Annotated in this window: 11 protein-coding genes; 4 read left to right on the plus strand and 7 right to left on the minus strand. The window is 64.7% G+C overall.

The genetic code is table 11. The features are described 5' to 3' along the window. Nucleotides 1-11: 11 nt before the first annotated feature. Nucleotides 12-1,670: an MFS transporter gene (locus tag HY57_RS03235; RefSeq protein WP_019464015.1), complete on the minus strand. Its 1,659-nt coding sequence runs from the start codon at nucleotides 1,668-1,670 to the stop codon at nucleotides 12-14. A gap of 180 nt (nucleotides 1,671-1,850) precedes the next feature. After that, a complete protein-coding gene (locus HY57_RS03240; protein WP_019464016.1) occupies nucleotides 1,851-3,353 on the minus strand; it encodes a hypothetical protein in 1,503 nt (500 codons plus the stop codon). Between the two features lie 219 nt (nucleotides 3,354-3,572). Between HY57_RS03240 and acs the strand changes: the two genes are divergently transcribed. Then, the gene (gene acs, locus HY57_RS03245) at nucleotides 3,573-5,513 is read left to right on the plus strand and encodes an acetate--CoA ligase (protein WP_019464017.1); all 1,941 of its coding nucleotides are present in this window, start codon (nucleotides 3,573-3,575) and stop codon (nucleotides 5,511-5,513) included. A gap of 152 nt (nucleotides 5,514-5,665) precedes the next feature. Then, the gene (locus tag HY57_RS03250; protein ID WP_019464018.1) at nucleotides 5,666-6,337 is read left to right on the plus strand and encodes a response regulator transcription factor; all 672 of its coding nucleotides are present in this window, start codon (nucleotides 5,666-5,668) and stop codon (nucleotides 6,335-6,337) included. A gap of 90 nt (nucleotides 6,338-6,427) precedes the next feature. On the opposite strand, the gene HY57_RS03255 is transcribed toward HY57_RS03250, so the two are convergent. Next, on the minus strand, nucleotides 6,428-9,892 hold the full coding sequence (locus HY57_RS03255; protein WP_026033712.1) for a hybrid sensor histidine kinase/response regulator: 3,465 nt from the start codon (nucleotides 9,890-9,892) through the stop codon (nucleotides 6,428-6,430). A 116-nt stretch (nucleotides 9,893-10,008) separates the two neighbouring features. On the opposite strand from HY57_RS03255, the gene HY57_RS03260 reads away from it, so the two are divergent. Further along, complete coding sequence (locus HY57_RS03260) at nucleotides 10,009-10,653, plus strand: 4'-phosphopantetheinyl transferase family protein (protein ID WP_019464020.1); 645 nt, start codon at nucleotides 10,009-10,011, stop codon at nucleotides 10,651-10,653. A gap of 72 nt (nucleotides 10,654-10,725) precedes the next feature. Further along, entirely contained in the window at nucleotides 10,726-11,469 is a 744-nt protein-coding gene (locus HY57_RS03265; RefSeq protein WP_019464021.1) for a pyridoxine 5'-phosphate synthase, read from the plus strand. Nucleotides 11,470-11,633: 164 nt separating this feature from the next. Here HY57_RS03265 and HY57_RS03270 read toward each other — a convergent pair whose 3' ends face one another. Genes HY57_RS03270 through HY57_RS03285 form a run of 4 tightly spaced genes read right to left on the minus strand, consistent with a single transcriptional unit; the run spans nucleotide 11,634 to nucleotide 13,943 of the window. After that, the gene (locus HY57_RS03270) at nucleotides 11,634-12,050 is read right to left on the minus strand and encodes an ExbD/TolR family protein (RefSeq protein ID WP_026033713.1); all 417 of its coding nucleotides are present in this window, start codon (nucleotides 12,048-12,050) and stop codon (nucleotides 11,634-11,636) included. Nucleotides 12,051-12,056: 6 nt separating this feature from the next. After that, complete coding sequence (locus HY57_RS03275) at nucleotides 12,057-12,470, minus strand: ExbD/TolR family protein (RefSeq protein ID WP_026033714.1); 414 nt, start codon at nucleotides 12,468-12,470, stop codon at nucleotides 12,057-12,059. A gap of 11 nt (nucleotides 12,471-12,481) precedes the next feature. After that, on the minus strand, nucleotides 12,482-13,228 hold the full coding sequence (locus HY57_RS03280; protein ID WP_019464024.1) for a MotA/TolQ/ExbB proton channel family protein: 747 nt from the start codon (nucleotides 13,226-13,228) through the stop codon (nucleotides 12,482-12,484). 49 nt (nucleotides 13,229-13,277) lie between these two features. After that, nucleotides 13,278-13,943: an energy transducer TonB gene (locus HY57_RS03285; protein WP_038579307.1), complete on the minus strand. Its 666-nt coding sequence runs from the start codon at nucleotides 13,941-13,943 to the stop codon at nucleotides 13,278-13,280. Nucleotides 13,944-13,952 lie beyond the last annotated feature (9 nt).

The following is a 13,952-nucleotide window of genomic DNA, read 5'->3' on the forward strand; positions in this document are numbered from 1 at the left end:
AGGACGCGTGATCAGCCGCGAATGTCGACGTCCTTGGTTTCGCGCAGGAACAACAGGCCGATGAAGAACGTGCCAATGGCGACGATAATCGGATACCACAGGCCGTAGTAGATATCGCCCTTCCAGGCCACCAGCATGAAGCCGATGGTCGGTACGAAACCGCCGAACCAGCCATTGCCGATGTGATACGGCAGGCTCATCGAGGTATAGCGGATGCGCGTGGGGAACATCTCCACCAGCCACGCCGCGATGGGCCCGTACACCATGGTCACGTAGATCACCAGGATGGCCAGCAGCACGACCAGCATCACGTCGTTGCGTTGCGCGGGATCGGCCTTTTCCGGGTAGCCCGCCGCCTTGAGTGCGGTACTCAGCTGCGTGCCGAAGGCCTTGCCCTGCTCCGCAAAGGCCTTGCTGTCCAGCGAACCGCCTTCGAAGGAGCTGATGCTCTGGTCGCCGATCTTCACCGAGGCAACGGCGCCCGGCTCGGCGGTGACGTTGGAGTACGGAATGCCCTTCTTTGCCAGCGCGCTCTTGGCTACGTCGCAGGAGCTGGTGAACTTGGTCTTGCCCACCGGATCGAACTGGAAGCTGCACCCGTTGGGGTCGGCGATGACCTTGACCGGTGACGTCGCCGCGGCGGTTTCGATGGCCGGGTTGCCGAAGTGGGTGAGGCCCTTGAAGATCGGAAAGTAGGTGAGCGCAGCGAGCAAACACCCCGCCAGCACGATGGTTTTGCGACCGATGCGATCGGACAGCCAGCCGAACAACACGAAGAACGGCGTGCCGATGGCGAGCGCGGCGGCAATCAGCAGGTTGGCCGTGGTGCCGTCGATCTTCAGGCTTTGGGTAAGGAAGTACAGCGCGTAGAACTGGCCGGTGTACCACACCACCGCCTGGCCGGCGGTGGCACCGAGCAGCGCGAGAATCACCAGCTTGAGGTTCGACCAGTGGCCGAACGCCTCGGTGAGCGGTGCCTTGGACTGTTTGCCTTCCGCCTTCATCTGCTTGAACACCGGCGATTCCTGCAGCTGCATGCGGATGTAGACCGACACCGCGAGCAGCAGCGAAGACACCAGGAAGGGAATACGCCAGCCCCAATCGTCGAAGGTTTTGTCGCCCAGGCCCATGCGCGTGCCCAGGATGACCAGCAGCGAGAGGAACAGGCCGAAGGTGGCGGTGATCTGGATGAAGCTGGTGTACAGGCCGCGCTTGCCGTTGGGGGCGTGCTCGGCCACATAGGTCGCGGCACCACCGTATTCGCCGCCCAGGGCCAAGCCCTGCAGCAGGCGCAGCGCGATCAGGATGGTGGGCGCGGCCGCGCCGATCTGCGCGTAATTGGGCAGCAGGCCGACAAAGAAGGTCGACAGGCCCATGATGACGATGGTGATGAGGAAGGTGTATTTGCGACCGATCAGGTCGCCCAGCCGTCCAAACACGATGGCGCCGAAGGGGCGTACCGCGAAGCCCGCGGCAAAGGCCAGCAGCGCGAAGATGAACTGACTCGTCTCGTTGAGGCCGCTGAAGAAGTGCTTGCCGATCAACGCGGCCAGCGAGCCGTAGAGGTAGAAGTCGTACCACTCGAACACGGTGCCCAGGCTGGAAGCCAGGATGACGCGGCGGTGGCCGGTGTCGAGCGATCCGCGCATGTCGACGGCGGTCGTAGCCATGATAAAGCCCTCAGTTGTGACGCTCGGTCAGGTCGATGGGTGGTGTTTTCCGGGTGCAGGGCCCTGGAGCGGCGGTGGCCACCCATAGCCGTCCTCTCCTCGTTCCGGTCCGGGCGCCTCCCGTCACCCCACACCGGTGTTGCCGCTGGCAACGCCCTCCGCGTTGCCGGCGCGATTTGCTCAGAACTTGTACATGCCGCTGAAGCTGACCTGGTTGCCGCTCACGCGCTGGTTGGCACCGGCGGAACCCACTTGGTAGTGCAGGTTGTCGTACAGCCATTCCACGCCCAGCTCATAGTTGCCCGAGGCGTATTGCAGGCTGAGCGCGGACATGTCGTTGCGCAGCAGTGCGGTACCCGCGACGGGGCTGGTGGTGGTCCATGCGACGACGTCATTGTGATTGGGACGCGCGGCGGCATAGAACGCGTTGACGCTCCACTTTGGCGTGAAGTTGTAACCCGCCTGCACGAAGCCTCCCGATTCCTTGATGTTGCCGAACTGCGACATCGCACCAAAGATTTCCGCCAGCGCCTTGCCACTGTAGACCAGGCCCTTGAGGGTCCACGGACCAGGCTTCCACTGGCCGCCCAGGTCGTAGCCGATGCTCTGCAGGTTGTCGCGCCGCGGCTTGGCCACGATGTCGCCTACGCCGTGCAGGTCCACCTGGGAATAATGCGCCGAGAGGTAAGCCAGCCAGTCGCTGCCCTGCGCATGCAGTCGTGCTTCCAACTGCGGCTTGAAGTGGGCCGCGCCCGCGTTGAGGTAGTTGATATTGGACGTGCCCGCCTCGTTGGCGGGGCCGCTCCAGTTGCCTTCCAGCACGGCGAAATCGAAGCGCCACTTGATGCCTTCGGAACCGTGATTGAGATCCTGCATCACGATCACGCCCGGGTAGCGCCAGCCCACGATGCCCGCGCCATAGCCCAGCGGAAACGCGATGTGCGACAGCGAGGTGGGGGTGTTTTCCAGCGGGAACATCAGGTCCCACATCTGGCCGATGCGCACCGTGGTGCCCCAGGTTGGATTGGTGATGTCCATGTAGGCCTGGCGCAGGCGCGGAATCGGCTGCTGTTGTGCATAGGCGCCGGTGCCGTTGTTGCCGCCGAAGAAATCCATCTCGATGCGACCGCTGCCGTTCCAGTCTTCGTTCAACTTGGCGCCGGTGAAGTCGAGCCAGAAGCGGGTGTTGCGGATGTCCGCGCCGCTCAGCGAGCCGGTATAGCCGTTGGCCTTGTTGGCCGCCGTGGGCGGCGCCGGCAGTTCCGCGTTCTGCCCGTTGCCGTAGTTGGAGAAGGTCCGGTTCTGGCCGAACACGGTGGCATCGATGAAACCGTGCAAGGCCACCGACAGGCCAGGCGCCGTGGTGAACTGCGGCTTGGGTGCCGCTTCCACTTTGGTCGAGGTGGCCTGCGCGGTGCTTTGTGCCTGTACAGCCGTGGCCTGGGCCTGCTGCGCCGTCTGCGTGGCCTGGGTAGTGGCGGTTTTCTGTTCCTGGATCATGGCCTTCAGTTCGGCCAGTTCCTGTTCCAGCTGGTTCACCCGCTTTTCAAGCTGCTGTTCGCGCGTACTGCTCTTGGCGCTTTTGGTGGTGCTCTGCGCATGGGCCCCCAGCGGCAGGCTCAGCGCGCAAGCGATGCTGAGTGCCAGCAGGCCATGGCGGCGTGCGGTTGTAGGCAGTGTCATAGCAGGCCTCCCCAGGTCGATGACCACCTGAGAATGTCCGTGCTGCCATGCGGACGCCTATTCACCATTGGTCGAACCTCGACCAAAGTCGAAAGCGGTGACTTTGCGAAGGAAACGTAACGATCACCGCCCAACGGCTACACTCGACGGGTAACGCCGTGACCCGCGGCGACATTCCACCATCAGGAGGCCGGCAGGGCCGGCCGCAGGAGCCCCGTGATGTCCAAGGTCTACCCCGTCAGGCCCGATTTCGCCGCCAAGGCACGCATCCGCAAGGACGATTACGAGCGGCTCTACGCCGAGTCGGTGAAGGATCCGGAGGGCTTCTGGGGCAAGGTCGGCCAGCGGCTGCAGTGGATGAAGGCGCCGAGCAAGATCAAGAACGTCTCCTACGACCCCAAGAACCTGCACATCCGCTGGTATGAGGACGGCGAGCTGAATGTCGCGGCGAACTGCCTGGACCGCCACCTGGCCGAGCGCGGCGACAAGACCGCCATCATCTTCGAGGGCGACGACCCGAACGAGTCGCGCCACATTACCTATAAGGAACTGCACGCCGAGGTGTGCAAGTTCGCCAACACGCTCAAGCATCTTGGCGTGGTCAAGGGCGACCGCGTAGCCATCTATATGCCGATGGTGCCGGAAGCCGCCGTGGCCATGCTGGCCTGCGCGCGTATCGGCGCCATCCACTCAGTGGTGTTCGGCGGCTTCTCACCGGACTCGCTGGCCGGCCGCATCGCGGACTCGACCTGCAAGGTGGTGGTCACCGCCGACGAGGGCGTGCGCGGCGGCAAGAAGATCCCGCTCAAGGCCAACGTGGATGCCGCGCTGGAACGCCCAGGCACCAACAGCGTGGAGACGGTGATTGTGGTGCGCCGCACCGGCAGCGCCGTGCCGATGCAGTCGCCGCGCGACCGCTATTACCACACGCTGATGGAAGGCCAGTCCGCCGATTGCCCGCCGACACCGGTGGACGCGGAGCATCCGCTGTTCATCCTCTACACCTCCGGTTCCACCGGCAAGCCCAAGGGTGTGCTGCACACTTCGGGCGGCTACCTGGTCTACGCCAGCTACACGCATGAACTGGTGTTCGACCTGCGCGAGGACGACGTGTACTGGTGCACCGCCGACGTGGGCTGGGTCACCGGCCACAGCTACGTGGTGTACGGCCCGCTCGCCAATGGCGCGACCACGGTGATGTTCGACGGCGTGCCCAACTATCCGGACACCAGCCGCTTCTGGAACGTGGTGGACAAGCACAAGGTGACGCTGTTCTACACTGCGCCCACGGCCATCCGCGCGCTGATGCGCGAAGGCGAAGCCCCGGTGAAGAAGGCCTCGCGTACGTCGCTGCGCCTGCTGGGTTCGGTGGGCGAGCCGATCAATCCGGAAGCCTGGGAGTGGTACTACCGCGTGGTGGGTGACGAGCGCTGCCCGATCGTGGATACGTGGTGGCAGACCGAAACCGGCGGCATCCTGATCACCCCGCTGGCGGGCGCCATTGACGCCAAGCCGGGTTCGGCCACGCTGCCGTTCTTCGGCATCAAGCCGGCCATTGTCGACGCCGGCGGCGCGGTGCTGGAAGGCGCGACCGAAGGTAACCTGGTCATCGCCGATTCGTGGCCGGGCCAGATGCGCACGGTGTACGGCGACCACCAGCGCTTCATCGACACTTACTTCAGCGCTTATCCCGGCAACTACTTCACCGGCGACGGCGTGCGCCGCGATGACGACGGTTACTACTGGATCACCGGCCGCGTCGACGATGTGATCAATGTCAGCGGCCACCGCATCGGCACCGCCGAAGTGGAGAGCGCGCTGGTGGCGCACCCGAAGGTGGCCGAAGCTGCCGTGGTCGGCGCGCCGCACGACATCAAGGGCCAGGGCATCTATGCCTTCGTCACGCTGGTGGCCGGTGAACAGGGCAGCGAAGAGCTGCGCAAGGAACTCGTGGCCTGGGTGCGCAAGGAAATCGGCCCCATCGCCACACCGGATTTCCTGCAGTGGGCGCCGGGCCTGCCGAAGACGCGCTCGGGCAAGATCATGCGCCGCATCCTGCGCAAGATCGGCGAGAACCAGCCTGACCAGCTCGGCGATATCTCCACGCTGGCTGATCCGGGCGTGGTGAAGAACCTGGTGGAAGAACGCCTCATCAAGTAATGCAGTCCATCTAGGAGCGCACCCTGTGCGCGACCGCGGAGCGACGGTGTCATCCCGGGATGGGATCTTCGCGACGCGGTCGATATGGCGTCATCGCTCCGAGGTAATGCTGGTCGCGCACACGTGCGCTCCTACAGAAAAGCTGAAGAACCATGCCTGACGTACTGATCGCCGACGATCACCCGCTGTTCCGCGACGCGCTGCAACGTGCCGTTGTCGCGGCCATTCCCGATTCCAGCGTGCACAGCGCGGACAGCGTGTATTCCCTGCTCAGCCTGATCGAGCAATTTCCCGACGCCGAGCTGTTGCTGCTGGACCTGCACATGCCGGGTGCACGCGGCTATTCGGCGCTGGCGCATATCCGCGGGCAGTTTCCCGGGTTGCCGACCATCGTCGTGTCGGGCCATGAGGACGTGCAGGTCGCGCGGCGCGCGCTGGCGCATGGCGCATCGGCGTATATCCCCAAATCAACACCGGGCGAAGACATCATCACCGCCATCCGCAAGGTGCTCGATGGCGATGTCTGGCTGCCGCACCAGCTGGTCGGCGGTGGCATGGAGCTGAAGCCCGACGAGGCGGCCGTGGCCACCCGCGTGGCCACGCTCACGCCGCAGCAGTTCCGCGTGCTCACCATGATCGCCGAGGGCCTGCTCAACAAGCAGATCGCCTATGACCTTGGTGTGTCCGAAGCCACGGTGAAAGCGCACATGACGGCGATCATGCGCAAGCTCGGGGTGAACAACCGCACGCAGGTGGCGCTGGCAGCAAGCCATCTGGCGATCGATCAAGAAGCGATGCCGTCGTTGCCGGATGACGATGAGTGACCAGGGCGCGAAGAGTGAGTAAGGAGACGTGAGTAATGCGAGCGAGGAGCTTTCTCTCGTGTCTCACTTCTCGTCACTCACTGCTCGCTCTCAAGCCGTCTGCCGCCTTACCAACGCACTCAACAGGGCGCGCAACGCCGCCGGCCGCACGGGCTTGTGCAGGATCGGGTAACCCAGCGCACGCGCACGCTGCTTCAACTCGCTGCTGCCGTCCGCCGTGATCATGGCCACCGGTGGCAGTTCGCCCACCACTTCGCGCAATGCGTCGAGCGCCTGCAGGCCATCGAGGTCATCGGTGAGATGGTAATCGGCCAGGATCAGGTCGATACCGCCTCGGCGCATTTCCTGTTCGGCCTGCGTCACGTCCAACGCGGTGCGGCAATCCACGCCCCAACGCTGCAGCAGGGCGCGCATGCCATCGAGGATGGCCGGATCGTTGTCCAGGCATAGCACGGTGAGTGGCAACTGTTCGTTCGACACGGGATGCGCGCTCGCGCGCCGGCGCGATATCGCACTTTCCGCGCGCGGTACGCGCACGGCGAAGCGGCTGCCCTTGCCTACGCGCGATACCAGCTCGAGCCTGTGGTCCAGGATGCCGGCGATGCGTTCGCAGATGGACAAGCCGAGGCCCAGGCCTTTCTCCCCCCAGGGCGAAGGGCGATCGAGTCGCTGGAACTCGCCAAAGATGCGCGCGCGCTGTTCCTCGGCAATGCCGGGCCCCGTGTCCCAAACCTCGATGCGTACTTCGTTGCCGATCCGTCGCGCGCCGAGCAGGATGCCGCCCTCGCGGGTATAGCGCAGGGCGTTGGAGATGAAGTTCTGCAGGACGCGGCGCAGTAGCTGCGGATCGCTGCGCACGGCGAGCCTGGTCGGCACGACACGCAGGCGCAGGCCGCGCTGCTGGGACAGCACGGCGAATTGCGCCTTGAGCGATTCGAACAGATCAGACAGTGCCACGTTGCTCACGTCGGCCCGATAGCTGCCGGCATCCAGGCGTGAGGTATCCAACAAAGCGTCGAGCAGGTCTTCCGCGGCGCGGAACGAGGCGTCGATGCGCTCGGCGAGCAAGCTCGCTTCGCCGTCGAGCCCCGGGTGCTGTCGCAGCGCGGCAGTGAACAGGCGCGCCGCATTCAAGGGCTGCAACAGGTCATGGCTGGCTGCGGCGAGGAATCGCGTCTTCGAGGCGTTGGCCATTTCCGCCTCGCGGCGCGCGCGTGCGGCGGAGTTCAGGGCTTCGCTCAATTCCGCCGTGCGCAGGTCGACGCGTTGCTCCAGGTTTTCGTTGGCCTCGATCAACGCCTGCTCGGCGTGCTTGTAGGCGGTGACGTCGGTGTAGGTGGTGACGTAACCGCCACCGGGAAGCGCGCGTCCGCGCATCTCGATCACCGAGCCGTCAGGACGAATGCGCTGGAACACATGGGGCGAGCCAGCGTGCATGTGCGCGATGCGCTTGGCCACGTGTGCCTCGACTTCGCCTGGCCCGCATTCACCGTGGTCCGCGTTCCAGCCGATGAGGTCGGCCACCGGCACGCCGACGTAGACCATGCCGTCGGGATAGTCGAACAGTTCCAGGTAGCGCCGGTTCCACGCGACCAGCCGCATGTTCGCATCGACCACGCTGATACCTTGCGACACGTTTTCCAGCGTGGTGGAAAGAAGCTCGCGGTTGAAGCGCAGTTCCTGCGAGGCCTCGTCCATCAGCGCCATGGCCTCGGCGATGTCCAGGCCGGAACCCGAGAGGGCGCCCATCAGGATGCGTCGCGCGCTCGCGGCGCCCACGGCGGAAGCGAGCAGGCGCTCGGTGTACTGGATCAGCGCGCGATCGGCGGCCTCGCCCGATTGCAGCGGTTTGCCGCGTCGCTCCGCGTAGTCGTCGAATGCGCGCTGGCTGCTGCGTTCACCCACGATGCGTTCGGCGATGGTGCGCAGGTCGGCCACGGCCACGCGGCCACGCCAGTCACCGGCGCCCCGGCTATCGATGGCATACGGGTCGATGAACATGGCCGCGTGCAGGCGTTCTTCCAGATTGGGGCGGAAGCGCAGCGAGACGAAGATCAGGCAGGCCACGTTAACCAGCAACGACCAGAACGTGCCGTGCATCACCGGGTCCCAGCCGTTGAGGTGGAACAGCGCCCGCGGCTGCAACCAACTGAGGTTCATCGGGCCGGTGTCCAGCCAGGTGGCGGAATGGTTCATGGCGGGCAGCAGCAGGGTGTAGGTCCACACCAGAAAGCCCATCGCCAGACCTACCGCCACGCCCTTGCGGCTGGCGCCGCGCCAGTACAGTGCGGCGACGATGCCGGGGGCAAACTGCGCCACCGCGGCGAAGGCGAGCAAGCCGGTGGCTGCGAGGTTGGTGGTGTCGGCCACCACGCGGTAGTAGACATAGGCCATCGCCGCGAGCGCGATGATGGCGATGCGGCGCACGAGCAGCACCAGTTGCGAGAGATCGGCGCGTTGCTCCAGCTTGAATGCGCGGATGCGCAACAGCATCGGCATCACGATGTCATTGCTGATCATCGTCGACAACGCCACGCACGCCACGATCACCATGCCCGTGGCCGCGGAGAAGCCGCCGATAAAGGCGAGCAAGGCCATGGTGCCATCACCGTAGGCCATCGGCAGCGTGAGCACCCAGGCGTCCTTGTTGCCTGACTGCAATGACGGCAGATGCAGGCCGGCCGCCACGATGGGCAGGACCGCCAGACTCACGATCACCATGTAGATCGGAAACATCCAGCGTGCGCGCGAGACATCGTGCGGGTCTTCGCACTCCACCACGCCGATCTGGAACTGGCGCGGCAGGCAGAACATGGCGCAGAAGGCGAGCAGGGTCTGCGCGAGGAAGCCGGGCGACACGCCTTCGGCCGCCTGCTGCACCGGCAGCTGGATCGTGGCGGCGAGCCCTGGTCCGCGCCACAGTGCGTAGCCCGCGAGCACGATGAACACCACCAGCTTGATCAGCGACTCGACCGCGATGGCCAGCATCATGCCGTGGTGGTGTTCGGTGGCATCGATGGTGCGCGTGCCAAACAGGATCGCGAACGTGGCGAGAAGAATGGCGCACCACAGGGCGCTGTCGCTGAACTGCGAGGTGCCGGGCGGCACGGCGCTGCCCAGCACCGCATACGACATCGCCACTGCCTTGAACTGCAGCGCGAGGTACGGCACCACCGCGATCACGGCGATGACCGCGACCAGCGCCGCCAGTCCGTGCGATTTGCCAAAGCGGGCGCCAATGAAGTCGGCAATCGAGGTGATGTTGCGCTGGCGTGCCAGCAACACCAGACGGCGCAACAGGCCGAAGCCGAACACGAACAGCAGGATCGGGCCAAGATAGATCGGCAGGTAGCCCAGGCCTTCGCGCGCCGCCGTACCCACCGCGCCGTAGAACGTCCACGAGGAGCAATACACCGCCAGCGCAAGGCTGTACACGATGGGACGCAGTCGTGGCTGGCGCGGATAGAGCGGACGGCGATCGCCGAGGTAGGCCACGACAAACAGCAGTCCGACGTACAGCAGGGAAACCAGCAGCAATAGCCATCCGGCAATCAAGCGGTGTTCTCCGGCATGAGGGCTTCCCTTCGGGTGGGCGTATCCAGGCGCGAGGCGTCGTTCTTCGGCGCCGGCGGCGCTTGTAAGTATCGCCCCTTGGGCGGCAACATGCGCGGATGATCACTACCGACGGCCAGGCGCTGGCCCCGTTGGCGACGGCGCTGGGAGACGATGAGATCCACGTCTGGCGCCTCGCCTACGACCATCACCAGGGCCGGGCGCCCCTGCTGGCGATGCTGGGCGTCTATCTGGGCGTCCCGGCGGAAGCCGTGGAACTGGAAACACTGGAGCACGGCCGTCCGGCGCTGGCCGGCGCACGCCGTGACACGCTCTCGTTCAATTGGTCCCACTGCCAGGACCAGGCGCTGATCGCGGTGGCTCGCGGCGTGCTGCCGGGCGTCGACCTCGAACGCCTGCGCGCCCATCCCAAGGCCGTGCCCATCGCGCGGCGCTATTTCAGCCCCGACGAGACAGCGGCGCTGGAAGCACTTAGCCCCGAACAACGCGATCGCGCCTTTCTGGAACTGTGGACGGCCAAGGAGGCCGTGCTCAAGGCGCTCGGCCGGGGACTGGCGTTTGGCCTGCATCGGTTGAGTATTGCCGGGCCTTCCGACCTGCCGGTGCTGCATCGACTGGAGGGCCACGAGGCCGACCAGTGGCAATTGCACCGTTTGGCGCTCGACGAGCAACACGTCGGCACGCTGGCATGGCAAGGAGAGCCTCGCCGGATCCGGCAATGGACACTTGCCGGGGCGGTCTGATGGGCGCACTGTGTGCAACCCGCCATGGTTCCGGCGCCTTGCTGCGCCCTGCAAGCGAGTAACGAACAGCCCATGACCCTGCTCAGCGTCAACGTCAACAAGATTGCCGTGCTTCGCAATTCGCGCGGCGGTACGGAACCCGACATCCTCCGTGCCGCCCATGCCTGCATCGATGCCGGCTGTGGTGGCATTACCGTGCATCCGCGTCCGGATCAGCGGCATGTCCGTCCTGACGATGTGCGCGCGCTCGCGGCCCTGACGCGCGGTCGCGTCGAGTACAACATCGAGGGCAATCCCTTCGCCGGCGCGCGCGGCAGTTACCCTGGCCTGATCGAGCTGGCACGCGAGACGCGCCCGACGCAGGTGACGCTGGTGCCCGATGGTGACGGCCAGATCACCTCGGACCACGGTTTCGACCTGACTCGCGATATCGAAACACTCAGGCCGCTGGTCGCACAGTTGCGCGACATCGGCTGTCGGGTAAGTCTGTTCGTGGATTCGGGCGCAACCGGCTTTGATGCCGCGCTGGCGATCGGCGTGCAGCGCATCGAGATCTATACCGGCCCCTACGCGCAGGCTTTCGAAGAGGGCAATGTGCAGGCCGAGCTCGAACGCTGCGCCGACACCGCACGACGCGCGCAGCACGCAGGCCTGGCGGTCAACGCCGGGCACGACCTTAGCCAGGCCAATCTCGGCACATTCAAGGCCGCCATTCCTGGCCTGGCGGAAGTATCCATCGGACACGCACTGATTGGCGAAGCCCTCTACGAAGGCCTGACCACGACCGTGCGGAAGTACCTGCAGATACTGCGTTGAGCACGGCGCTGCGATGGCAGCGCTGCCGCGTCTGGACGTCTATACGTCTGTTGCGGGGCACGCGGGCGTCTCTGGTGTCGCGCCCATTTTTCAAATCCCCCAAAAAAGAACCCCCGCGCAAGGCGGGGGTCCAAAGGGTAGTGTTGCTGTGATTCCTGTCGGAATCACTGACCTTCAGTAAAGCCGATCTTGGTGAGACCGTAGCTCTTGGCATCCGCGAGGACGCGAGCCACGTGCTCATAGGCCACGGCGTCATCCGCGTTGATCTGCACTTCCGGCTGCTTGGCCGGATCGCCCAGACCACCGATCACCGCCAGCTGAGCCTTGAGGCCCAGCTCATCCACCGGGGTATCGTTCCAGTACAGCGCGCCGGACTGGTCGATCTTGAGGCGGACAGGTTCCGGCGGATTTTCCGGCTGAACCACGTTCGGGTTCGGCTGGGGAAGATCGATCTTCACCTTATGGGTCAGGATCGGTGCCGTGATCATGAAGATGATCAGCAGCACCAGCATCACGTCGACGAGCGGCGTGACGTTGATTTCGGCCATGGGGCCCTTGCCACTTCCAGAACTGAATGCCATGGCTGGTTACTCCTTGCCGGTCGTCATGAAGCCGACATGCACCATGCCAGCTTCCTTGGCGTCGGCGAGGACCTTCTTCACGATCTTGTATTCCGTGGTCTTGTCCGCACGGATCTGCAGCTCGGGCTGCGGCGACTGCTGCGCCGCAACCGCGAACTTCGCCTTCAGCTCGCCTTCGTTGACTTCAACGTCATCGAGGTACATCGAGCCATCCGGCTTCACGGCCAAGTCCATCGGCGTGACCTGCTCCGTATCCGTGGTCTTCGGATTCGCAGTCGGTAGCTCCACCGTGATTCGATGGGACATCAGCGGCGCCGTGATCATGAAGATGATCAGCAGCACCAACATCACGTCGACGAGCGGCGTAACGTTGATCTCCGACATCGGACCGCCGGAATTGCCTCCGGAACTCATTGCCATGGGTCAGATCCTCACTTGCCTTCGACGCGAGCGCCGGTGGCGAAGAAGTCGTGCAGGTCGTGCGCAAACTCGTCGAACTGAGCGTAGGTCAGACGGTTGGAGCGGTTGAAGAAGTTGTAGGCGAGCACGGCCGGGATAGCGGTGAACAGACCGAAGGCGGTCATGATCAGAGCTTCACCCACCGGACCGGCCACGGCTTCCATCGAAGCGTTGCCCGACGCGGAGATCTTGATCAGCGCGTGGTAGATGCCCCACACGGTACCGAGCAGACCGATGAACGGCGCCGACGAACCGACCGTGGCGAGCAGGGTCAGGCCGCCTTCAAGGCGCAGGCTCTCGCGAGCCACGGCCTGGCGCAGGGCGCGGTCGATGAACTCGGAGCGGCTGAGCGACTCGGCGAGGCGACCACCGCCGGCCGAAGCCTGCTGGTGGTGAGCGACGGCCGAAGCGGCGTCGAGGGCGATCTTCGAGAACGGTTCGCCCTTGGGCTGGGCTTCGAGTTCGCGAATGGCGTCCTGGGTCGAACCATTCGACCAGAAGCCGTTGATGACCTTGTCGGCGCGGCCGCGAACCATCGAGTTGCGGATCGCGTTGGCGACGATGAAGTACCAGGAAGAGAAGGACATCACCACGAGCACGATAAACACAATCCAACCCAGCGGGTCGAAGTTGTGGATCAGGTGGTCGAAGCCCATCGACTTCATGGCTTCGGCGTTGGTGGTACCGCCCGCGGGGGCCGGAGAAGTTTGCAGGAACATAACGCTACCCTTGGAAAGTCAAGCGTGAACTGATTGACCGTAACCGAAGTTACAGCTGATTGAGATTAAAGTTGATCGGGACGCGGACATAGCCTTCCGTCTTTTGTCCGTTCCTTATATTCGGATTGAAGCGCCACTTGCGTGCCGTTTCAATCGCGGCCTGATCCAGCTCGCGATAACCGCTGGATACCTCCACCTTGATGTCCTTCGGCGTTCCATCGACGGCAACCAGGATCATCAGCGTGACCGTGCCCTCGTGACGCTGGCGGATAGCCTGCGGCGGATACTTGGGCGTAATACGGCTGTTGTAGCTGATGTCTTGACTGGCGGTGATGTCCGCAGGCGGTGCCGGAGGAGCAGGCGGAGCCGGCGGCGCTGCCGCGACGGCATTGGCCGAATGCTCTTCCACGCTCGGCGGCGGAGCCGGCGGCGGCGGGGTCGGCGGCGGCTTGACCTGCTGAATGATCTTCGGCGGCGGCTGCTTCGGCGGCTCCGGCGGCGGCGGCGGCGGCGGCGGGGGCGGCGGCGGCGGGGGCGGCTCGATAAAGTTCACCTGGACAGTGCGTTCTTTTTCCTTCTGGACCTGCTTCGGCGGTGCCATAGGCGCCACCAGCAACAGGAACGCGAACGCATGCAGCGCGATGGCAACTGCCAGCGCCCAGGTACGCCTCCAATTGAACGGCCCTTGGCCGGTTGCTTCGTTACTTGAGGCCATCTGTCACTA

The organism is Dyella japonica A8 (genome assembly GCF_000725385.1).
Taxonomy (GTDB): domain Bacteria; phylum Pseudomonadota; class Gammaproteobacteria; order Xanthomonadales; family Rhodanobacteraceae; genus Dyella; species Dyella japonica_C.